Source organism: Gelidibacter maritimus, from assembly GCF_014062315.1.
Lineage (GTDB): Bacteria > Bacteroidota > Bacteroidia > Flavobacteriales > Flavobacteriaceae > Gelidibacter > Gelidibacter maritimus.
The window spans coordinates 26,662-49,640 of sequence record NZ_JACGLT010000001.1; the positions used below are offsets into that span (position 1 = coordinate 26,662).

22 protein-coding genes are annotated in these 22,979 nt (G+C 36.9%); 15 read left to right on the forward strand and 7 right to left on the reverse strand.

From position 1 onward, the window contains the following. Position 1: 1 nt before the first annotated feature. From H3Z82_RS00125 to ribD, 3 genes are read right to left on the reverse strand one after another with little or no spacing between them, the layout of a single operon-like run. Positions 2 to 865, reverse strand: a complete 864-nt coding sequence (locus tag H3Z82_RS00125; RefSeq protein WP_182201850.1) for a GRP family sugar transporter — start codon at positions 863 to 865, stop codon at positions 2 to 4. Continuing rightward, a complete protein-coding gene (locus H3Z82_RS00130) occupies positions 862 to 1,473 on the reverse strand; it encodes an HAD family hydrolase (protein ID WP_182201851.1) in 612 nt (203 codons plus the stop codon). Before H3Z82_RS00130 ends, H3Z82_RS00125 begins: the two co-directional genes overlap by 4 nt. Beyond that, positions 1,466 to 2,542 carry a bifunctional diaminohydroxyphosphoribosylaminopyrimidine deaminase/5-amino-6-(5-phosphoribosylamino)uracil reductase RibD gene (gene ribD, locus H3Z82_RS00135; RefSeq protein WP_182201852.1) on the reverse strand — a complete coding sequence of 359 codons (1,077 nt, stop codon included), beginning with the start codon at positions 2,540 to 2,542 and terminating at the stop codon, positions 1,466 to 1,468. Before ribD ends, H3Z82_RS00130 begins: the two co-directional genes overlap by 8 nt. 35 nt (positions 2,543 to 2,577) lie before the next feature. Here ribD and H3Z82_RS00140 point away from each other — a divergent pair, with 35 nt between their 5' ends. Then, the gene (locus H3Z82_RS00140; RefSeq protein ID WP_317172378.1) at positions 2,578 to 3,069 is read left to right on the forward strand and encodes a GNAT family N-acetyltransferase; all 492 of its coding nucleotides are present in this window, start codon (positions 2,578 to 2,580) and stop codon (positions 3,067 to 3,069) included. Further along, a complete protein-coding gene (gene prmC, locus H3Z82_RS00145) occupies positions 3,069 to 3,929 on the forward strand; it encodes a peptide chain release factor N(5)-glutamine methyltransferase (RefSeq protein WP_182201853.1) in 861 nt (286 codons plus the stop codon). The genes H3Z82_RS00140 and prmC overlap by 1 nt, the downstream gene beginning before the upstream one ends. Positions 3,930 to 3,962: 33 nt before the next feature. Here the strand turns inward: prmC and H3Z82_RS00150 are convergent, their stop codons facing one another. Together H3Z82_RS00150 and H3Z82_RS00155 are read right to left on the reverse strand one after the other, a co-directional pair. Next, the gene (locus H3Z82_RS00150) at positions 3,963 to 4,688 is read right to left on the reverse strand and encodes a copper homeostasis protein CutC (RefSeq protein ID WP_182201854.1); all 726 of its coding nucleotides are present in this window, start codon (positions 4,686 to 4,688) and stop codon (positions 3,963 to 3,965) included. A gap of 57 nt (positions 4,689 to 4,745) precedes the next feature. Next, on the reverse strand, positions 4,746 to 7,010 hold the full coding sequence (locus H3Z82_RS00155) for a beta-N-acetylhexosaminidase (RefSeq protein WP_182201855.1): 2,265 nt from the start codon (positions 7,008 to 7,010) through the stop codon (positions 4,746 to 4,748). Positions 7,011 to 7,072: 62 nt separating this feature from the next. Between H3Z82_RS00155 and ligA the strand changes: the two genes are divergently transcribed. The 3 genes from ligA to H3Z82_RS00170 all read left to right on the forward strand — a co-directional run bounded on the left by ligA (position 7,073) and on the right by H3Z82_RS00170 (position 11,342). Next, on the forward strand, positions 7,073 to 9,067 hold the full coding sequence (gene ligA, locus H3Z82_RS00160; protein WP_182201856.1) for an NAD-dependent DNA ligase LigA: 1,995 nt from the start codon (positions 7,073 to 7,075) through the stop codon (positions 9,065 to 9,067). Positions 9,068 to 9,164: 97 nt separating this feature from the next. Then, on the forward strand, positions 9,165 to 9,899 hold the full coding sequence (locus tag H3Z82_RS00165; RefSeq protein WP_182201857.1) for a hypothetical protein: 735 nt from the start codon (positions 9,165 to 9,167) through the stop codon (positions 9,897 to 9,899). 678 nt (positions 9,900 to 10,577) lie between these two features. Next, the gene (locus H3Z82_RS00170) at positions 10,578 to 11,342 is read left to right on the forward strand and encodes a hypothetical protein (protein WP_182201858.1); all 765 of its coding nucleotides are present in this window, start codon (positions 10,578 to 10,580) and stop codon (positions 11,340 to 11,342) included. On the opposite strand, the gene H3Z82_RS00175 is transcribed toward H3Z82_RS00170, so the two are convergent. Further along, positions 11,339 to 12,250: a bifunctional metallophosphatase/5'-nucleotidase gene (locus H3Z82_RS00175; protein ID WP_182201859.1), complete on the reverse strand. Its 912-nt coding sequence runs from the start codon at positions 12,248 to 12,250 to the stop codon at positions 11,339 to 11,341. The genes H3Z82_RS00170 and H3Z82_RS00175 overlap by 4 nt on opposite strands. 121 nt (positions 12,251 to 12,371) lie before the next feature. After that, entirely contained in the window at positions 12,372 to 13,130 is a 759-nt protein-coding gene (locus H3Z82_RS00180) for a 5'-nucleotidase C-terminal domain-containing protein (RefSeq protein WP_182201860.1), read from the reverse strand. A gap of 67 nt (positions 13,131 to 13,197) precedes the next feature. On the opposite strand from H3Z82_RS00180, the gene H3Z82_RS00185 reads away from it, so the two are divergent. The 10 genes from H3Z82_RS00185 (at position 13,198) to H3Z82_RS00230 (ending at position 22,978) form a co-directional block, all read left to right on the forward strand. Next, entirely contained in the window at positions 13,198 to 13,716 is a 519-nt protein-coding gene (locus H3Z82_RS00185; RefSeq protein WP_182201861.1) for a DUF6913 domain-containing protein, read from the forward strand. Then, positions 13,716 to 14,594, forward strand: a complete 879-nt coding sequence (gene dapA, locus H3Z82_RS00190) for a 4-hydroxy-tetrahydrodipicolinate synthase (RefSeq protein ID WP_182201862.1) — start codon at positions 13,716 to 13,718, stop codon at positions 14,592 to 14,594. The genes H3Z82_RS00185 and dapA overlap by 1 nt, the downstream gene beginning before the upstream one ends. Positions 14,595 to 14,801: 207 nt before the next feature. After that, positions 14,802 to 15,617, forward strand: a complete 816-nt coding sequence (locus tag H3Z82_RS00195; protein WP_182201863.1) for an outer membrane protein assembly factor BamD — start codon at positions 14,802 to 14,804, stop codon at positions 15,615 to 15,617. 13 nt (positions 15,618 to 15,630) lie between these two features. After that, positions 15,631 to 15,963 carry a DNA-directed RNA polymerase subunit omega gene (locus H3Z82_RS00200; RefSeq protein WP_182202250.1) on the forward strand — a complete coding sequence of 111 codons (333 nt, stop codon included), beginning with the start codon at positions 15,631 to 15,633 and terminating at the stop codon, positions 15,961 to 15,963. A 5-nt stretch (positions 15,964 to 15,968) separates the two neighbouring features. Continuing rightward, on the forward strand, positions 15,969 to 17,201 hold the full coding sequence (gene coaBC / locus H3Z82_RS00205) for a bifunctional phosphopantothenoylcysteine decarboxylase/phosphopantothenate--cysteine ligase CoaBC (RefSeq protein WP_182201864.1): 1,233 nt from the start codon (positions 15,969 to 15,971) through the stop codon (positions 17,199 to 17,201). Further along, complete coding sequence (porD, locus tag H3Z82_RS00210) at positions 17,194 to 18,081, forward strand: type IX secretion system protein PorD (RefSeq protein ID WP_182201865.1); 888 nt, start codon at positions 17,194 to 17,196, stop codon at positions 18,079 to 18,081. The genes coaBC and porD overlap by 8 nt, the downstream gene beginning before the upstream one ends. Before the next feature lie 89 nt (positions 18,082 to 18,170). Further along, entirely contained in the window at positions 18,171 to 19,823 is a 1,653-nt protein-coding gene (gene recN / locus H3Z82_RS00215) for a DNA repair protein RecN (RefSeq protein WP_182201866.1), read from the forward strand. A 289-nt stretch (positions 19,824 to 20,112) separates the two neighbouring features. After that, positions 20,113 to 20,928: an enoyl-ACP reductase FabI gene (locus H3Z82_RS00220; RefSeq protein ID WP_182201867.1), complete on the forward strand. Its 816-nt coding sequence runs from the start codon at positions 20,113 to 20,115 to the stop codon at positions 20,926 to 20,928. An 81-nt stretch (positions 20,929 to 21,009) separates the two neighbouring features. Further along, the gene (locus H3Z82_RS00225) at positions 21,010 to 22,020 is read left to right on the forward strand and encodes a glycosyltransferase (protein WP_182201868.1); all 1,011 of its coding nucleotides are present in this window, start codon (positions 21,010 to 21,012) and stop codon (positions 22,018 to 22,020) included. Continuing rightward, the gene (locus H3Z82_RS00230) at positions 22,010 to 22,978 is read left to right on the forward strand and encodes a YbbR-like domain-containing protein (protein ID WP_182201869.1); all 969 of its coding nucleotides are present in this window, start codon (positions 22,010 to 22,012) and stop codon (positions 22,976 to 22,978) included. The genes H3Z82_RS00225 and H3Z82_RS00230 overlap by 11 nt, the downstream gene beginning before the upstream one ends. The last annotated feature ends 1 nt before the right edge of the window (position 22,979 follow it).

Below are 22,979 nucleotides of genomic sequence, written 5' to 3' on the forward strand. Positions count from 1 at the left end.
GTCATGCAAAAGTTACTAAATAAATGGCAATAAGAGCCAATCCTATTCCTGTCCAATTCCGCTTGGTTAAATGCTCTTTAAAAAACCAAAGACCAATTAGCGTAGAGATCATGACGATAGCGACGTTGTTTAGGGTGAAAAAAGTGGAACTTTCCATGTTTGGTGATTGCAGTGCTTTAATGATATAATATAAGGATGCATAATTGGCAAGGCCTAAGATGACACCACCGGGAATACTTCTTGGATCCCATTGCAATTGATTGTGCATTCTTTTTACACTTATAATGAGCATTCCGATTATTCCAGCAAATCCGAATACACAAGCCGAGAATAATGGTATATCTTCATCGGAAATGGACGTTTGCTGCAAATAATTGATATACGTGTCACTGAGTCCTGAGCCTAAAAATAGCGCTAATGGTAGCATCAGATTTTTCTTGAAATTGATCGTGGTTTTTGATTTTGCTGAAACTAAATATACAGCCATAAAAGCTAAAACAATCCCGATAATTTTTTGATACGCAATACTTTCATGAAATAGAATTACTCCAAAAATAATAGGAATGATAACGCTCATTTTTGAAGCCACAGAAGCTACAGAAAGCCCGTTTTTCTGCGCCGTCCATGCCATCATGGTAAAAAGTCCGATAAATAGGGCACCTACAATAATACTGCCCAAGAACCAATCAGAATTTAATATGCTATGAATGGTAATCGGTTTTTGAACACTTAAAATCCCAAAACCAAAAGCAATGCCATAATTGATGACGATCGTTTGAAAGGTGTTGACCTTTAATTTCTTCAGTAACTTAAAAACGACAAAAATGCATATTGATGCCGTTACACTGAGAATAAGGTAAATCAAAACAATTCTTTTTTGGTTGACAGTAACGTGCTGATGTCGTCAGTTTCTGGGTTGATATGCCACGTGTGGAACCCTAATTTAGACGCGGCAATGATATTTTCTTCCGTATCATCAATAAATATGGATTCTTCTGCTTTTATATTGTTCTCATTTAAGACGAATTCAAAAATATTGGCGTTTGGCTTTCTTAACTGAATTTCATGTGATAGATAAAATGCGTCAAAATGTGACTTAAATTCTTCGTAGAAATTAATATTCTCTTTTACCCAATTGATATGCAGATCATTGGTGTTGCTCAATAAAATCAATTTGTACTTTTTATCAGCCGCCAAAGCTTCTAAAAACTCTAACCTGTGTAATGGGAAGCCCCTTAAGATAAAATTCCAAGAATCTAAAAGCGTATCTCTGTCATGGTTTGGGAAATTATCCATATAAAATTCCAGGAACTCATCAGTACTCATGAGGCCTTGCTCATATAGCGTATTTATGGCGTGTATCTCATCAGAGAGTTCATCCATTTCGAACAGTTCAAGAGCTTTTGACATCGCGCCTTTTTTATCAAGATTGATGAATACATCTCCAAAATCAAATATTATATTTTTAATCATTGTTGTAAAATTTTAAAGTATCGTTGATGATCTTTTCTTCTGAAAGTAATCTTCCTGAAAAATGGGGTGCTTTTGTACCGCTGGAAAAATTTAGTGCGCCTTTGAAAACTCGTGCTTCATCCCATAGGTTCTCATCAATAAAGGTTTGAAGTGTTTGGCGCCCTCCTTCAATAATCACGGAATTAATATCATGCTTATAAAGAGTTGAACAAATTTGGTGGGCAATTTTATCTTTTAAATCCCAATTTATAAATTCAGTCATTGCTGATTGGTGAGTTAACTCCATTTGGTCATGAGTTTCCGCGTTTTGAGTTTTGTTTGCCAAGCTTATTAAGATTGTTGTTGCCTTACCATCTAAAATTGCAACCTCTTGAGGTAGTCGATTGTTTTTGTTGAGCACTACCCGAATCGGATTTTTACCGTACCAATCTCTCGTGGTTAAACTCGGATTGTCCTCAATGACCGTACGAGTTCCAACTAAAATAGCTTGTTCTTGGGCACGCCATTTATGCACCAATTGCCGTGATAACTTATTAGTGATCCAAACTGGTTTTTGTTCGTCTCTTGTGGTGGGAGCAATGAAGCCATCAGCAGTTTCTGCCCATTTTAATATGATATAGGGGCGTTTTTTATTATGAAATGTAAAAAAACGCTTATGATGTGCTTTGACTTCTTCTTCCAAAACACCTACAACAACTTCGCATCCAAATGTTTTTAGTTTTTGAATTCCTTTCCCAGCAACTGCATGGTGTGTGTCCATAGTGCCAATAACAATCTTAGGAATTTTTGATTTGATTATAGCATCTGAACACGGCGGTGTTTTTCCATAATGGGAACAGGGTTCTAAGGTGACGTAAAGTGTCGATTCGGGAAGTAAATGTGTTTTTTTTACGTTATTAATGGCATTTACTTCGGCATGTGGTCCCCCGTACGGACTTGTAAAACCTTCACCTATAATCTTATGGTCATGTACAATAACACACCCAACCATAGGATTTGGGGCAGTGTTTCCAAGTCCGTTTTTGCCAATTTGAATACAGCGTTTTATATATTTTTCATGTATCTTCATCCCGATAATTATCGGGACAAAAATAACATATTATCGTGAGCAAAGCCGCTATCTTGATCAGAGAAATTAAAACGGAAGATGATGCCCAGGTGGCAAAGGTTATTCGTGCGGTTTTGATTGAAATGGGGGTTCCTAAAGTTGGAACGGCATACGCCGATAAAGCTCTTGATGAAATGACGGCCACCTATAGTAAGAATAATGCCACTTATTTCGTTATTGAGGAGCATGGAAAAATTATTGGAGGTGCAGGGATAGCTCAATTGGAAAATTGTGACGACCTAATTTGTGAATTGCAGAAAATGTATTTTTTACCAAAGGCAAGAGGAAAGGGTCTTGGAACTAGGCTGATGGAAGTATGCTTGGAAAAAGCCAGGGCGTTTGGTTTCGAAAAATGCTATTTGGAAACCTTGCCTTATATGAAAGCTGCCACAAAACTTTATGCCAAATCTGGATTTCGGCCTTTGGAGGGACCATTGGGAGATACAGGACATTATTCGTGTAATGTTTGGATGCTAAAATCGTTATAATGCTATTAAAAACATTGCGTGAGCACTTTTATTCATCGCTGAAAGGGGACTATCCAGAAACGGAAATCCAATCTTTTTTCAATTTATTGGCAGATTGTTTTTTGAAAATGAAACGCGTGGAAGTTAGCTTAAATCTGTATGCACCTATTTCAGGAAAGAAAATACAAAAATTTAACAATGCCATTACAAGACTTAAAAATCAAGAGCCGATTCAATATATAATTGGGTCTACCGAGTTCTACGGTTTGCCATTTAAGGTTACTGAAAGTACGTTGATTCCAAGGCCAGAAACTGAAGAGTTGGTGCAGTGGGCGGTGAAAATTTCAAGCTCTAAACCTGAAAATCTGTCAATTCTTGATATTGGAACCGGAACCGGATGTATTGCGATTTCTTTAGCCAAAAACACACCTTACGCCACTGTGCGTGCAGTAGATATTAGTAAAAAAGCATTGACAGTGGCCAAGACTAATGCGAAACTAAACAAGGTGGATGTAGAGTTTATGGAATTAGATATTTTGAATTGGAATTTGGAATTTGAAAATATTGAATTTGATATTATCGTATCTAATCCGCCGTATGTTAGGAATTTGGAAAAATCCCAGATGAGCGAAAACGTATTACGGCATGAGCCGGACTTGGCCTTATATGTAGAGAATGAGGATCCACTTATTTTTTATAAATCAATTGTAGAGTTTGCAAAGGCACATCTAAAAAATAATGGACAACTTCTCTTTGAAATCAATCAATATTTAGGAAATGAAATGATTCAGTTGCTTGAAGATTCTGATTTTAATGAAATTGAACTTAAAAAGGATATTTTTGGCAATGATCGGATGATTTCCGGTACTTGGAGGTCTTAAGTTTTGGTTATAATAAAAATATAAGGATATAAGTCAACCTTTAATCAGTTGAAGCATTGCTTCAATGACTTCTTGGTTGGATGCCATTTCCTTTCCCTCATTTAAGAATTTTGGGGTATTTAAAGGAATAGCCGATTTTGTCTGGATTTCTGGTGATAAAACAGCCGAGCAATGTGCTTCTTTGAATCCCGCGCCTTTAAATATTAAGATGTTTTTTGGGTTTATGCCAGATCCAGGAAGTATGGTCAATGCGCCGTCTGCCAATTGATGTAATTGGTTTAATATTAGGATGCCTTTTTCTGCCGAAATAGCCTGACCTGATGTCAAGATTCTATCCACTTTAAGTTTCATTAATGTATTTAAAGCGTCAAAAGGATTCGGTGTCCGATCAAACGCACGATGGAATGTAAATGGTAACGGCCTCGAGAGCTCTATCAGTTCTTGTGTCCGATCAATATTAATGGTATTGTCCTGATTTAGGACACCTGACACAATACCTTTGCAGCCCAATTCTTTACAGATTTTAATATCCTGTTTCATAATTTCAAATTCTGTATCAGAATAAGTGAAATTGCCGCTTCTTGGTCGGATGAGCACAAAAACCGGAATCCTTAGGTTTTCCATAACCTGTTTGATCAAGCCGTAAGAAGGTGTAACGCCACCAACTGCCAATTCTGAACATAATTCAATCCGATGTGCTCCAGCATTTTGGGCATTTACTGCTGATTGATAATTGGAGGCACAAATTTCTAAAGTCATAGTTGTTTTTTTAAGATTTGACTGCTCCGATAGCTATCAAAACTGTCAGATCGAATTTTAATTTATTATTATTTCATCAATAAACGTCCACGGTTTATGTCCTGCCCCTGACTTGCCTTCTGGAATCAATCCGGAATTAGGAATTCTCAAATAAATATAACGCGTGGTTGCATTCAGGTCAATCTTAATATTGGCATGGGTGTCTTGACTCTCTGGGATTTCGACCTTAGAACCGGTGCCATGCTCATCGAACTTATATTCTATGACCTTTGGCGCATAGATCCACATCCAAGGGGCCTCGTAAAATCGTGTTTCAATTGAACTGATGGTCATTTCTTCACCTAAATCAATAGTGATTTCTAAATCTATTCCGTCAAAACCAAGCCATTCTTTATCATTTACTCGGGTGTCGCTTCCCGTAATACCATTTATCAATCCATCAATGCCACTGCCTGCATAAGTTTTGCTTGGTTGAGCATTAATCCTGATCTTTTTTCCAAGAGCTTTGTGGTAGTTGATAGGTTGGGTAAATGTTGCGCCCAACTTTTTATCGTTGTCAAAAACAGCTGCTTTTATATTGAGGTCTTTGTCGATTGGAATGGCGCCAGAATAAACTTCCGAAGTGCCGTTCGGCTCGGTGCCGTCAATTGAATAGCGGATGGTTTTATTGTCAAGGATAGATTTAAGTTGGTAGCCTGCAGGTACGACCTCGCCCTCCACTTCATACAAATGGTTGGCATAATTAATATCCAGGGCATCCAGGCGTTGATGGAAGTTTTCTACTCGTGCTGCAAAATCGGCGTAATCTTTATTTTCCGTAGAGGTCCATAACACTTCAGTCATGGCAAGAATTCTTGGGAATACCATATACTCCACCTGTTTTTCGTTAGGGATATATTCCGTCCACACATTGCCTTGACCGCCCAAAACGTATTTGGATTCTTCTCCAGAAAGTTCCTCTGGGATAGGATTGAAATCATAAACTTTTTCTAAAGGCAAAAACCCGCCACTGTTGGCCAAAGGTTCACCTTCGTTATCCGACTGTTTATAGTCAAAATAACAGTGAGACGTTGGCGACATAATAACATTATGGTGTTGCTTGGCCGCTTCAATAGCGCCATCTGTACCACGCCATGACATAACGGTGGCGTTTGGTGCCAACCCACCTTCCAAGATTTCGTCCCAACCAATAATTTGTCGGCCTTTACTATTAAGATATTTTTCTATTCTTGTGATAAAATAATTCTGAAGTTCATGCTCATCTTTCAAGCCTTCCTCTTTAATACGTTGTTGGCAATTAGGGCACTTTTCCCAATGTGTTTTTGGTGCCTCATCACCTCCAATGTGAATATACTTGCTCGGGAAGAGTTCTAAAACTTCATCTAAAACATTTTCCAAAAACTCAAAGGTTTCATCTTTAGAGCAGAAGATATGGTCAAAAACACCCCATGTTTCGGCTACTTTAACCTGCTCACCCGTACACCCCAATTCAGGGTAAGCTGCAATGGCCGCTTGGGCATGTCCTGGCATCTCAATTTCAGGAATAATGGTCACATGTCGAGTTTGAGCATAGGCCACCACATCTTTGATTTCCTCTTGGGTGTAAAAACCACCGTAGCGCTTGCCATCAAATGCTTGCTGATCAGGGTCGTAGCTGCCAATGAGCGTTTGGTCCCGGAAAGCGGCTATCTCTTGTAGTTTTGGATATTTTTTAATCTCAATGCGCCAACCTTGATCTTCTGTCAAATGCCAATGAAACGTGTTCATTTTGAGCATGGCCAAAGCGTCAATGTATTTTTTGATGAAATCTACCGAAAAGAAATGACGACCAACATCCAGATGCATACCCCGATGTTGAAATTGTGGTGCATCGTTTATTATTATACACGGGATAGCAGTGCTTTTTGAAGTGAAACTGCCATTTTCAAAGTTGGCAGGCAGTAGTTGCCGTAAAGACTGTACCGCATAAAAAGCGCCTTGATCGGTTTTTGCCCTAATTTCAATTTGCTTTGGTGAAACGTTCAATTGATAGCCTTCATCATTTGCAATGGCATTGTCTTGAATAAAACGTATTTTATTGTTCTGTTGTAGCTGAATTGCACTGCCATTTTCGATAAATTCCTTTAAAAAAGTAGCAGAAATTTTAAAATTATCATCAAACGACAAGCCTGTGGAATTGTCCAAAACAAATTCCCCTTGGGTGCTTTCAGTAAGCATCGGCATTGGAATAATTTGTGGCTTTTGATTTTCAGGGATTGGCGATTCGCAATTGTATAAGAATGTGATAAAAACTATAAGTACGGCTGTTTTCTTGATTTGCATTTTAGTATATTAGAGGCCTCAAAGATAACTCAAAAAAGACAATTTACCTCTTAATTAACTCCATGGATATTCAGCAGCAAATAACAAAGCTTCGTGACGAACTCAATGAGCATAATTATAATTATTATGTCCTTGATCAACCTACGGTCAGCGACTATGATTTTGACATGAAATTAAAAGAATTACAAACGTTGGAAGATGCACATCCGGAATTTGCGGATGCGTTTTCCCCAACCCAACGTGTTGGAGGCGCAATTACAAAGAATTTTGAGACGGTGGTTCATGACTACCGTATGTATTCTTTGGATAACTCCTATTCTAAAGAGGATCTGCTGGACTGGGAAACACGGGTCAAGAAAATGATTGATGGTGAGGTTCAATATGTATGTGAATTGAAATATGATGGGGCATCCATTAGCCTGACCTATGAAAATGGAACGCTGTTAAAAGCTATAACCCGTGGCGATGGCGTACAAGGTGATGATGTTACGGCCAATATAAAGACCATCCGTTCAGTGCCATTGCGGTTAAAAGGAGATTATCCACCACGGTTTGACATTAGAGGAGAAATTGTGCTGCCTTTTGAAGGTTTCATGAAAATGAATGAAGAGCGTATTGAAATGGGAGAGGAGCCCTATAGAAATCCGAGAAATACGGCTTCTGGTAGTTTAAAACTTCAAGATAGTGCTGAGGTGGCAAGACGTCCATTGGAATGTTTATTGTATAATATTACAGGGAATAATTTAAATTTAAGTACGCAATTTGAAAGTTTAGAAAAAGCGCGTGCCTGGGGCTTTAAGGTGCCTGATGCAGCTACCTTGGCAAACTCTACATCGGAGGTGTTGGAATTTATAGATTATTGGAATGTGCACAGACATGATTTGCCTTATGAGACCGATGGTGTTGTAGTAAAGGTTAACGATTTGCATCAACAGGAAGAACTGGGTTACACATCAAAATCGCCACGTTGGGCCATTGCTTATAAGTTTAAAGCTGAGCAGGTGTCAACACTCCTGAATGAGATAACCTATCAGGTAGGACGAACTGGAGCCATTACACCGGTAGCTAACTTAGAACCTGTAGAATTGGCGGGAACCACGGTTAAACGCGCTTCATTACATAATGCCGACCAAATTGAAAAATTGGACATTCGGGAAGGGGATACTGTTTTTGTTGAGAAAGGTGGTGAAATCATTCCAAAAATTATTGCGGTAGATTTATCAAAGCGGCCGGCAGACTCCCAACCCACACATTATATCAAACACTGTCCTGAATGCGGAACTGAACTCGTACGGACCGAAGGAGAGGCACAACATTACTGTCCGAACTATAATGGCTGTCAGCCACAAATTATTGGTCGTATCCAACATTTCATATCAAGAAAAGCTATGGATATTGAAGGCTTGGGTGGCGAAACTGTTGCCTTGTTGGTAAAAGAGAATCTTATTAGTGACTATTCAGATTTATACACACTAAAAAAAGAAGAAGTGATTAATTTGGAGCGTATGGCGGAAAAAAGTACAGACAATTTAATAAATGGTATTGAGGTTTCCAAAAAGGTGCCTTTTGAACGTGTTTTGTTTGCCCTTGGCATCCGGTTTGTAGGTGAGACTGTGGCGAGAAAATTGGCCACCCATTATAAAAGTATCGATAAATTAGCACTGGCAACGACGATGGATTTAGTGACAGTTGATGAAATCGGAACGCGAATTGCCGAAAGTGTGGTCGCATTTTTTAAATCTGAGGAAAATCAAAACATGATTGATCGGTTAAAAAATCATGGGGTGCAATTGGAGATTTCTGCTGAAAAACTCGCGAATCAAACCAACAAACTTGATGGTTCCACATTTGTCGTTTCCGGAGTTTTTGAATCCGTGTCTAGAGACGAACTGAAAAAAATGATTACGGATAATGGAGGAAAGGTATCCAGTTCTATTTCTAAAAAAACAAGTTATGTCATTGCTGGGAATAATATGGGCCCAAGTAAAAGAACAAAAGCAGAACAATTGGAGATCCCCATAATTACAGAATATGATTTCAAAACATTGTTGAGCTAAAATTCTTACAAATAAAAACATATTATCGATTTAATTCGCTTTTACTCGTGTAGTTGTCTAAATTTCTTATGTTTGTATGATCAAGTGATGTCTTAATATGAGTGTATCAAAAATTCTAATCGGTGTTTTAATAGCGTTATCAGTAGTGTTTTTAGGCTTTCAAATTTCTGAAATGGAAGTTGAAGCTGCAGGAATAAGAACGTTATTAATATTGTTTTTAACCTTGTTGTATTATGTTAGAGTTAAAAATAAACGCCTCTACTTTATTTTGTTTTTAATCACTTTTTTGATCGCAGAAATATTAAACTTCATTGGTTGGTTGGTGCCTCTTGTGCCAGATACTGAGATTGATTATTTGTACTTTATTGGGAATTCCATGTATATTTTATCATATTCATTATTGACGGTTCAGATCTTAAGTTCCATGAATGTAGTCAACATTGTAAAGAAACTACCATTTCACCTTCTTATTTTAGTCATTCTCGATGTGTTTTGTGTAATCGTTGTTACAAATACAACTATTGAACGGTTAAATTATAATGAGTATTATGTAGAGCTCATTTATAACTCTATCATTATGATTTTGTTGACAGTGGCATTAATAAATTACATCGATAAAAATGACAAAAAAGCCATTAACCTTCTACTTGGCTCTATTTTTATATTTTTCTCAGAGGTGATACAATTGGCCTATTTTTACGTTTCAAATGACAATGTGCTCAATGTATTTTGCTCGCTATTCCTTGTGCTTGCTTTTGTGTTTTTCTATTTACAATCTCGCCTATCTTATGAGCCCCAAGAAGCAGCCTTATATCCGAACTTATTGACTTAAACTTGAGCGATGCAATGAATATGAGCCTGCTGGAATAGATTTTATATCATAGATCGGCTTCAAGCTGGTTTATTCAATAAACTATTTTAGAATTATTCAATAAAACGCAGTAGATAAATGTTTATTTTGTCGAGTTCATTCTTGAATGCATCTGAAAATGAGATCATAGCGCTTATCAGTTAAAGCCCAGTCAAAAGTCTTTTAAATGCAAGTATTGGTCTTTGATTTTATTTCGTAAGCTATCTGCTTTCAAAAAATATTTTTAAATCCGTTAATTTTCAACTTAAAATATGTTGTAAATAGAGATCATAAGAATGAATTAAGTATTGGTTTCTAAAATTCAGATATATTGAAGAGCTTTTACATCCCGGAAGCTATACCTTAATGCATCGTAAAGTTCTTAACACGCTTTCCAAACGCTTCATATTCTTGCCAATCACGTTTCTTACGTTGAGTCCAGCCCAATCTATTCTTTGGATATGAAAAATCTGTTTTCACTACAGGTTGCTATACGTTCAACAATACTGATACGTGAGTTGTTTCAGATACTGGCCCTTTTTCAAGCTTATGAAAAAAAATCTGATCAATTTTAACAAAAAACTCGACGAACTGCACGGAATCAAGGATTAAAGTTATTTTTTTTCTTATATTTGCCGAACCTACTTATACTGAATTACTATGAAAAGATGGCATGCCTTATCCCCAAACTGGGCAATAACCATATTGTTGACTCTCATTATTTCGCTCAACCTTATCTGTGCTTATTTTGGTTTTTTTCTATTGACCAAAACATTGATCTTAGCTATTATTCCGCTATTGCTAATGCTTTACTTTTACAAGAAAAGAGTTATGCCAGCGATATTTTACACCATTTTTACCATCTATTTTTTTGGGATAACCTTAAACATCGTCGATCCTTCCAGTCTTTCTTCCAAATTGTCAGAGTCGTGTTATACAATAGCTTATCTATTGCTAATTATTGTGATGATAAGGAAGCTAAAAACCATAAAATTTGATAGGCTTGTGTTATGGTATTTAGTCATAGTTTTTGCTGTCAGCACTTACATTGTATTGCTCACGTTTACAGCATTAAAAAGTAATTTTTATGATATTTTAAGCTTCACCTTAACCATGAGTAAAGGAGTTGCGCTTTTAGTGATGGCATTTTTGGCATTCGCTATTTATTTGAGCAAGGAGTCTGCTCAGTCCATTATATTCTTAATGGTGGTATGCTGCTTTGTTTTTTCTGATATATTAAGTTTTATCACGACATCCTATATTCATTTCTGGTTGTTTGAAGGCGTTCAAAAAATATTCCAGAGCATAGGCCTTGTTTTATCGTGTGTATACGTTTTTAATTATAGAGAAAGTGCTGTTAGTGGTGTTCGAAGAAAGGTATATAAGCCGATTTCGTCAACCAGTCGGATGTCTGTTCAATCTTAAACCAAGATAGAAACGCCTTCTGACGATTTGTTTTTGGCGCTATCAAAGTAAAAATCGATTTTACCAAGATTAATTCCGAAGCAACCTACCTGATTCACCAACACATTCTTGTCGATGCTGTTTTTTACAACTGTAGGTTTTTTCAAAAAGGTATGGGTGTGACCACCAATGATTAAATCAATATCTTTGGTAGCAGCAGCTAAAGAGAGGTCGCTTGGTTTTTCAGAATTGTTGCGGTAGTTATAGCCTAAATGTGACAAGCAAATAATTAAATCGCATTTCTCATTTTCCTTTAATATCCGCGACATGTCTTGCGCAATCTCAACCGGGTTGAGATAAACTGTTTCTTTGTACATGTTCTTATCCACCAATCCCGCTAGTTGAATGCCCAAACCAAAAACTCCAATTTTAATTCCGTTTTTTATAAATATTTTATAAGGTTTGGTATGCGTGTCCATGATGGTGTTTGAAAAGTCATAATTGGCACTTACAAAATCGAATTTGGCGTGTGGCAATTGCGCGTATAATCCTTCAAGACCATTGTCAAAATCATGATTTCCGATGGTTGCGGCATCGTATTTGAGCATGCTCATGAGTTTAAATTCAAGCTCGCCGCCATAGTAATTAAAATAGGGCGTTCCTTGAAAAATATCCCCTGCATCCAATAGTAAAGTGTTCGGATTTTCAGCTCTAATTCCTTCAATCAAGCTCGCTCTTCTGGCAACACCACCTTGATTTGGGTTCCTGCCATCTTGTGGGCCAAACGGATCAATATGACTGTGCACATCGTTGGTATGCAAAATGGTAATCTTTTTGGGACTGCTTGAGAACGACTGAAGTCCAAATCCGCCCAGGCCCACCAAAGCTGTAGCAGCCGTTGTTTGTTGAATGAATTCTCTTCTTTTCATGTGTTAGTTTGTTTTTTAAATGATTACATTCTGTTCACCATTAATAATTCCCACGGGGATTGAAAACTTCAGAATGTTTATTTAATAATTTTAAAAACTTGAATTTAAACAGGTATGATCGTTAATCTGTTAACTGAATAAATCGATCATCAGCGACAGGGTTGATGGTATCTGTTTTCATAAAATAATCAATAAGAGCATTTCTTATTTTATAATCCAATACGTAAACCGCTTCGCTACCTTTAAAAAAATCCATGCCATCACCCCCATTGATAAGATAGTCGTTGGTGGCCACATAATAGGTTTTATTAAAATCGATTGGGACTTGATTTACAGAACTTTCTGCCAGATAGCCGTCTTTGTCCAATACTATTTTTAATTTGGAAATGGGATGGGCACGTTTAGCTTTGGCTAAGTAATCTAATAATTCTTTCACGTTGGCACCCGGTAATTTTGAAACAACAATGGAGTTTTCAAAAGGCATCAATTCAAAAGCCGTCCGTTTGGATATTGGACCTTTTGAAATGATGGATCTGATACCGCCGTGGTTCATAAGCACAAAGTCAATATGTGCTCCAGTTCTTTTAAAAAATACTGGATCCGCTTCTTCATAAATCACGTCTGCCATTAAATTGCCAATGGCGGTATTTAAATGTCCATCCGATTTGGAGTAGGTATCCACCGAGTAGGCCAAAATACTGTCCAAATCCCTATTGATGTTTTCTCTGTAGGGCTTGATGAAGTTTTCGATGCTTGTTATCGATTGCAGGCTATCATTGATATTAATGTTTTTACCTTCAATTTTGGAAACATCCTTTTGCGTTTTGCAGGACATGGCCAGCAATAGCCCTAAAATTAGAAACAGATTTTTAAAATTCATCGAATAACTTCTAAAATGTTAATAGTTAAATGTATTGTGTTTACTACCTTTGCCAAAACAAAAGTAAATGATTTTAAAGGCATTTAGAGGAAAATCTGACCAAAAGTTTATTGATAAGCTCTTAAGTTCTAAAAGCACTGCCATTAGTGATAAAAAAATAGAATCTGTAGGTGTGGTTATTGATGCCAGTGAGTTTTCTGATGCTGAAGTATTCAAAGATTTTTTCCACGATTTGGGAATCCAATTGCCAAAGATTAAAGTGGTTGTTTTTGTTGATGATGTGAAGAAAACAGAGCGTTTGTGGGGTAATTATTTTACTAAAAAAGATTTTGGTTGGAGAGGAAAAGTAAAACACTCTGAGCTGCAAATGTTTTTGGATACTGAATTTGATGCGCTTTTAGGTTTTTATAAAAACGATGCTATCGAACTGAAAATGGTTACTGCGCTCTCAAAGGCGAATTTTAAAATAGGATTAACAGGCGTTGACGATCGCTTGTTTGATTTTATCTTGGACGTTGGAATCACAGATTTGGAAGTCTTTAAAGCAGAACTTAAAAAATATCTAACCATATTAAATAAAATATAATGACAACATTTTTTGGAACAGGTGTGGCCTTGATCACCCCGTTCAAAACTGATTTAAGTATTGATCATAACGCTCTCGCTACTATTGTTAATTACAATATTGACAACGGAACAGAGTATTTGGTGATATGTGGTACCACTGCAGAAACTGCAACACTAACAAAACAGGAAAAAAAAGAGGTCATTACAACCATAAAAAGGGCCAACAATGGCAGGTTACCACTGGTTTTGGGTATTGGTGGCAACCATACTGCGGAAATAATTGAAGAAATAAATTCGACGGACTTATCGGATATTGATGCTATTTTATCAGTATCGCCTTATTATACCAAGCCAACCCAAGAAGGGATATATCAGCATTTTAAAGCTGTTGCTGAAGCTTCCCCAAAACCTATCATTCTTTATAATGTACCGGGACGGACGGCTTCAAACATGCTACCTGCAACCACATTGCGACTTGCCAATGATTGTAAGAATATTATCGGCATCAAGGAAGCAGGGAATAGCGTTGGACAGTATTTGCAATTGTTGAAAGACAAACCCGACGATTTTTTAATAATTTCAGGCGATGATGATTTAGCTCTTGGTGTGGTTTTGGCAGGCGGAGCTGGAGTGATTTCAGTATTAGGACAAGCCGTGCCTAAAGATTTTTCTAAAATGATCCGTCTCGGGTTGGAAGGGAAAGCTAAGGAGGCCTATCAATTGCATTATAAATTAATGGATGTTACCGCACAGATTTTTATGGAAAACAATCCGGCAGGAATTAAAGCGGTTTATGAAGCTCTTGGTTTGGCGCAGGATACAGTGAGACTCCCGTTGGTTGTAGCATCAGACGGGTTAAAAGAGAAAATTAAAAAAAGTGTGGCGCTCCTCAAATAAACAGTAAACGTTAAATTTTACTTAAACGTCTTCGTAGCCTAATTTCAACACTTATTTTAGCTTGAAATTTTTATTTTATAATACGTTATAAATGTGTATTTTTGCATTCTGTTTAAAAATGTCGATGTACCGTTAAACCTAACATGATCTATGACTATATTTAATCAGACATTACCATTAAAAAACACGAAGAAGAACCACTCTTGGATGAAAAATATTTTTTACACTTTATTGCTCACTGTAGTCCTGTCTTCTTGTAGTGAATATCAAAAGGCGTTAAAGTCTGAAGACATTGCTACAAAATTCAAAATGGGAACAGAGCTTTATGATGCTGGTAAATATAGTAAGGCCAATAAGTTGTTTGCTCAAATTGTACCGCAGTATAGAGGGAAGCCTCAAGCAGAAAAGTTGATGTATATGTATGCCAATACGTATTATGAGATGAGAGATTATTATTTGGCAGGTTATCAGTTTGAACGTTTTGAAAGCCAGTATCCAAAGAGTGAAAAAGCTGAAGAGGCGTTGTTTTTAAGTGCTAAGAGTTTCTATGAATTGTCTCCAGTTTATAGTAAGGAACAAATTGAAACAGTTACTGCCATAGAGAAACTTCAAATGTTTATTAACAAGTATCCAGAGTCGGAGTATTTGCCCCAAGCAAATAAACTAATTCAGGAATTGGATTATAAATTAGAACGTAAGGCTTTTGAAATAGCGAAGCTTTACAATAAGATTGCAAATTTTGAATCTGCGGATTACGAAGCTTCAATTAAGGCTTTTGATAATTTTCTTTTAGATTATCCAGGAACCACCTTTAGGGAAGAGGCCATGTATTACAGGTTTGATTCTGCATATAAATTAGGGATTAATAGTGTGGAGTATAAGCGTGAAGATCGTTTAAACACCGCCATCAAATATTACAATGCATTTCACAAAGCCTATCCAGAATCTGAATTTAACTCTGAGGCTGAAGAAATGATCAACGAATTGCAAACTGCAATTCAACACTATAGTATAAAAAGTTAATTATATAGAAATGATGAATTTGAAAAAGACCGACGCTCCAGTAAGTACCATTACTTACAACCGAAATGAGATTGATGAGCCAACAGGAAACATCTACGAGGCTATCTCGGTTATTTCGAGAAGAGCTGAACAAATCAACACAGACATCCGTAGAGAACTGGTTGATAAACTTGAAGAATTTGCGACTTATAATGACAGTCTTGAAGAGATCTTTGAAAACAAAGAGCAAATTGAAGTGTCTAAATTTTACGAACGACTACCAAAGCCGCATGCACTTGCAGTTCAGGAGTGGTTAGACGATAAAATTTATTTCAGAAATACTGAAGACGATATTAAAGAAGCATAATTATTATGTCAATTTTAAGCGGCAAAAAAATACTTGTGGGCATTACTGCTGGTATTGCTGCTTATAAAACAGCTAACCTTGTTAGGTTATTTATTAAAGCAGGCGCTCAGGTAAAGGTCGTGATGACGCCTGCTTCTAAAGACTTCATTACACCTTTAACACTCTCAACCTTATCCAAAAACCCTGTGCATTCGTCATTTGTCAATGACGATGATGATCTGCCTGCAAACATGCAGGAGAATGCCATGTGGACCAACCACGTTGAACTTGGTTTATGGGCCGATTTTTTTATCATTGCACCTGCAACAGCAAATACCATGGCAAAAATGGCCAATGGCGTGTGTGATAATCTGTTGATGGCAACTTATCTTTCAGCTAAATGCCCTGTTTATTTTGCACCTGCAATGGATTTGGATATGTATAAACATCAAAGCACTTTAAACTCTTTTAATATTTTAAAGGGCTACGGAAATATTATGATTCCTGCCACGAGCGGTGAACTAGCTAGCGGATTAGTGGGGGAGGGCCGCATGGCAGAGCCAGAAGACATTGTTTCTTTTATTGAAAATAATATTATTGGCAACTTGCCACTGTATGGCAAAAAAATCCTGATTACTGCAGGACCAACTTATGAGGCTATTGATCCTGTTCGTTTTATCGGGAACCATTCCAGTGGTAAAATGGGTTTTGAAATAGCGAAGGCCGCAGCCAATTATGGTGCTGAGGTCATTTTGATTTCCGGACCAACCCATCAAACGGTTTCAAACGCACTTATTAAAGTGATAGATGTTGTCAGTGCCGCACAAATGTATGACGCCGTACATAGCCATTTTGAGACTGTTGACATTGCAATTCTTTCTGCTGCCGTTGCCGATTATACACCGAAAAACGTTTCAGACACTAAGATAAAAAAGAAAGATCCTGCGTTTTCAATTGAGCTCGAGAAAACAAAAGATATTTTGGCATCACTTGGCACGATTAAAACCAATCAGTTTCTGGTAGGTTTTGCATTGGAAACCGACAATGAATTGGAAAATGCAAAAGGAAAATTAAAAGCGAAGAATTTAAATATAATTGTATTAAATTCGTTAAAAGACAAAGGTGCTGGCTTTGGAGGTTCCACCAATAAGGTTACTTTTATAACCAAAGACCAAGAGATCATTCAGCACGATTTAAAGTCCAAAGAAGAAGTAGCGGTCGATTTAATGAATCAAATTATAAAACAAATCCATGCGTAAATTGCTTATCATATTGCTGGTTTCCTTTACTACGGTTGGGGTTGCTCAAGAGTTGAATTGTAATGTGGTGGTTAATGCGCAACAGACAGGACAAGAAAACGTGCAGGTTTTTAAGACTTTGGAACGGCAGCTCAATGAATTTGTGAATAATACACAATGGACCAATAAAAGTTATAAACCTCAGGAGCGTATTGACTGTAGTATGATCATTAACGTCAGTAACTATAATAGTGACGTATTTCAGGCAACCATTCAAGTACAATCGTCGAGACCTGTTTTTAATTCTACCTATAGTACGCCGATCTATAATTTTAACGACAAGCACTTCAGTTTTAGATATCTCGAATTTGAGAACTTAGTCTATAATGCCAATCAATTTGAATCCAATCTAGTGTCGGTTTTAACCTACCATGTGTTCATGATCTTAGGTTTGGATGCAGATACGTTTGAATTGAATGGTGGCGACCCATACTATCAACAAGCACAGACCATCACCAATTATTCCCAACAAGGTAACTTCAAGGGATGGAAATTGGAAGATGGGCAACAATCCCGTTTTGTGCTAATAGACAACATCTTATCGCAAACTTTCTCGGAATTTCGGACAGTGCTGTACCACTACCATCGGGATGGTCTGGATGTTATGGCCAATAATAACAAGCAAGGTAAAGAGGCCATTGCCGATGTTTTTGAAGATTTAAGGACGATGAACAACAGAAGACCAAATTCGTTTTTAATGCGGGTTTTCTTCGACGCCAAGGCCAATGAGATTCTTGATATTTTTAGTGGAGGACCAAAAGTAAATATCACTGAAATCAAAGATGTGCTTAATAGAGTTGCCCCTACACATGCCTCCAAATGGCGTGAAATCAGTTTTTGAAAAAGCTTGAGACTCAAACTACAATTGACATCAAAGTGCTACCATAAACCCAGAACTTTGAATCCAAAACCATAACACGATACCCAAAAATGCTCACCACACTTTCTATAAAAAACTATGCTTTAATTGATAGCCTTCAGGTTGATTTCAACAGCGGCCTGACCATTATTACAGGAGAAACAGGTGCGGGGAAATCTATCCTATTAGGAGGCCTCTCTCTTATTCTAGGTAAAAGAGCAGATCTGAGTAGTGTTAAGAATCCTTCAAAAAAGTGCATTATTGAAGCCACTTTTGATATTGCCAATTATAAGCTCAAGGGGCTTTTTAAAGCAGAGGATTTGGATTATGAGCCGCAAACCATCATCCGGAGAGAAATTTTACCTTCAGGAAAATCGAGAGCGTTTATAAATGATACCCCAGTCAACTTAGATAGTTTACAAGCTTTAGGCGAAAAGCTTTTAGACATTCATTCACAGCATCAAACCTTACAATTGACCAATGATAATTTTCAGTTTCAGGTCATTGATGCCTTGGCAGGAAACGGAAATTTACTTCAAAATTACAGCTTACAATTAGGCAAATACAAAGCTTTAAAATACGAATTTAAAAATCTTCAGAACCAAAAAATAGAAGCGGCCAAAGAGCTTGATTACAATTTATTTCTGTTGAAAGAATTGGAAGAGGCCAATTTGGTTGATGGAGAAATGGAATTGCTCGAAGAAGAATACGAAACGCTCAATAATATAGAAGAAATAAGTGAGCGACTTGCCGCAACTCATGAATTGTTAAACAGTCAGGAAATTGGTGTAATCCCGCATTTGACCGAAGCAAAAAATCAACTCTCAAAATTGGCAGATTTTTCAGCAAATTATAATTCCGTTTTTGAAAGGATTACGAGCTGTGTCATTGAACTTGATGATGTATTTACAGTTATAGAAGAGTTACAGGAGTCCTTGGAGGCCGATCCAAACCGTTTAAATACGGTTAATCTAAAGTTGCAGGTTTTACATAACTTGATGCAAAAGCATACCACATCTGATATTTCTGAACTGATTCAGATTCGTGATGCGCTGAGTGAAAAAGTTTCAATTACAGAAAATTTAGACAGTGTAATTGCTCAAAAGGAATCGGAAGTATCAAGTCTTGAAAACGAACTCAATGCCCTTGCTGTAAAAGTTAGCGAGAATAGAATAAAAGCAATCCCAGGTTTGATCGGACAACTGGAAGAACTTCTATCCATCTTAGGCATGCCAAATGCAAGATTTAAAGTGGAACTGGTCCCATCAAATACGTTTCTAAATAATGGTAAAGATGATTTAAAATTTTTGTTTTCTGCCAATAAGGGAGGGCAATTCAATGAACTTAAAAAAGCAGCTTCAGGAGGTGAGTTATCCCGAATTATGTTGGCTATAAAATCAATTCTGACAAATTATACCCAGTTGCCAACAATAATGTTTGATGAAATTGATACGGGTGTTTCCGGAGAGATTTCCAATAAAATGGCCTCTATTATGCAACAGATGAGCAAGACCATGCAGGTGTTTACTATCACCCATTTGCCACAAATTGCGGCCAAAGGGGATACGCATTATAAAGTTTTTAAGGAAGATGTGGATGACGTCACCCAAACTCAATTAAAACGCTTGAACCAAGATGAACGTATAGTGGAGATTGCACAAATGTTGGGAGGCATCAATATGTCCGATTCCGCAATTGAGCATGCAAAGCAATTACTGAACTGATGGCATTAAAAATACATTGAAGACTGGTTAATAACGGGGTTCACATTTATAGATTATTCTGAAACTTAGAGGGCTTCTCTTCATACAACATATACAAGTGTCTTGGGCAAATAACTGCCAGCTTGAACTCCAGTGGACAGAGATTTGGGAAATGAAGACCTTTGATGATTGATTTGATGCAAGTGCGTACCTTATTTAAGATTTTGAAATTAAAACGAAGCAATACGTTCAAAGTTTTATTAACTTTGAATTTTAAATGGAGTAGCATTAATAAAAAACAATTAAAAACATGGCATACAACTTATTAAAAGGAAAACGAGGAATTATTTTTGGAGCATTGGATGAGAATTCAATTGCTTGGAAAACAGCAGAACGCGTTCACGAAGAAGGAGGTACATTTGTCCTGACCAATGCACCAATTGCAATGCGAATGGGGCAAATTGATGAATTAGCCAAAAAAACAGGTTCTCAAATTATTCCTGCGGATGCAACTTCAGTTGAAGATTTAGAAAATTTAGTAGCGCAATCTGTTGAAACCTTAGGCGGAAAACTGGATTTCGTGCTTCATTCTATCGGAATGTCAGTTAATGTGAGAAAAGGCAAGCATTATACGGATCAAAACTATGATTGGACCCAAAAAGGAACCGATGTTTCTGCAATGTCCTTTCATAAGGTGATGCAAACCCTATACAAAGCAGATGCTATGAATGAGTGGGGAAGCATTGTAGCATTAACCTATATGGCTGCACAGCGCGTTTTTCCTGATTATAATGATATGGCAGATAATAAGGCCTATTTAGAAAGTATTGCCCGTAGTTTTGGTTATTTCTTCGGAAAGGACAAGAAGGTTAGGGTCAATACTATTTCACAATCGCCTACACCTACAACCGCAGGTCAAGGCGTTAAGGGTTTTGATGGCTTTATTGCCTATGCCGATAAAATGTCACCGTTAGGAAATGCTACAGCATTGGATTGTGCCAATTATACCGTAACCTTGTTTAGTGACCTGACCAAACGTGTAACACTCCAAAACCTTTTTAATGATGGTGGGTTTAGTAATATGGGGGTGAGTAATGAGGTCATGGAAGCTTTCATTAGAGAATAGTAGATAAAAAATAAAATTCACATCGTTTCAAAGGCCACCAATCGGTGGCTTTTGTATTTTGATTCGTTACCTTTGTTCTTTATGGAACCATTACATTTTTCATTTATAATACCTGTTTATAACCGGCCAGAAGAGGTGCATGAGTTATTGGACAGCTTCACGAAGCTTGAAGGGAATTTTGAGTATTCCATTTGCATTATTGAAGATGGTTCCTCAATTTCATCAAAGGAAATTGTAGAGAGGTTTAATGAGCAATTGAATATCTCCTACTTTTATAAGGAGAATTCAGGACCAGGAGATTCAAGAAACTATGGCATGTCACGTGCACAGGGAAACTATTTTATTATTCTGGACTCTGATGTCTTGTTGCCTAAAGACTACTTGCAAGTAGTCAGCAACAGCTTATCCGAAAATTACGTAGACTGTTTTGGTGGTCCAGATGCTGCGCATGCCTCATTTTCAAATCTTCAAAAAGCAATCAACTTTGCCATGACTTCTTTCATTACCACTGGAGGCATAAGAGGAGGGAAGGATTCTGATAAATTTCAGCCCAGAAGTTTTAATATGGGCTTGTCAAAGAAGGCCTTCGTTGCCACCGGTGGATTTGGGACCATTCATCCAGGTGAAGACCCAGATCTGTCATTGCGTCTCATCAATTTAGGTTTTAAGAGTAAGTTGATTAAAGATGCTTTAGTATATCATAAAAGACGTATCTCTTGGACAAAATTTTATCAGCAGGTTCATAAATTTGGTATGGTGAGACCAATTTTAAACAGTTGGCATCCAAAATCTGAACGATTTATATTTTGGATGCCCACATTGTTCTCTCTCGGATTTGTGTTAAGTATCATCCTGTTTTTGTTTCAGGTAAATTGGCTATTGTACATTTATATCGTTTATTTTATTATTGCCTTTGCAGTGGCTCTGCTCAGTTCAAGAAGTATTATCATAGCTTTTCTTGCCGTAGTCGCCATTAGTGTCCAATTTTTTGGCTACGGTTACGGTTTTTTAAAATCGACAATTGCCATCAAATTTTTAAATAAGAATCCTGAAAAAAGGTTTCCAAAATTGTTTTTCAAACATGTTCAATAAACTAAAGAAGAAACTTTCAAAATCACTAAAGAGCGGAAAACTTAAAGTTTTCAGTATGTTCTTTATACTTTCCTTTTTGTTTTTGGCATTAACTAAGCTTTCAAAAAATTATACGGAGACCATAACATTTGAAATTGTTTATAAAAATGTGCCAGAACAACACCATGTTGATATTGACAGCACCAAGAAAGTAAATGTTTCCGTTAATGCCTATGGATTTAGTTTACTCAAATACTCTTTTTATAAACCGAAATTAGAGATTGACTTTGAGACTGATGTGGTATTGAAAAATAAAACCTATCTCTGGAATGCACAACAGAACGCCCCTAAATTAAGCGCGAATTTTAAAAACTCAGTAGATGTTATTTCAATCCAACCGGATACCCTACGCTTTCCCTATCAAACATTGGCCGTTAAAAAAGTGCCAGTTAAATCAAATGTTTCAATTGAATTTGCTGCTGGTTATGACATGTCAACTACACTTAAACTTGTTCCGGATTCGATAAAAATTATTGGTTCAGAAAAATGGGTTTCTAAAATTGATTATGTTACGACCAAAAAAACTGAATTCAAAAACATTAATTCCAACATCGAAAAATCTTTAGATATTGAATTAAATGAAGCACTCAACCATGTAAAAATGTCTAAAAAAAGTGTAGTTGCTAAGGGGCATGTTGAGAAATTCACTGAAGGCACATTTAATGTGCCAGTTACCATTATTAATCTCCCGTCAGATACCAATATAAATTACTTTCCAAAGACAATTCCAGTGGCTTACAATGTTAGTCTTAATAATTACAAACAGGTACGAGCTTCTGAATTTAGGGTTGAATGTAACTATAGGGATATTAATAATACTGAAAAGACCTTCTTAATCCCTAAACTGGTAAAAGTGCCCGAAATTGTAAAAAGTGCAAGATTAAAACAGCACAAGGTGGAATTTATTTTGATACAATAGC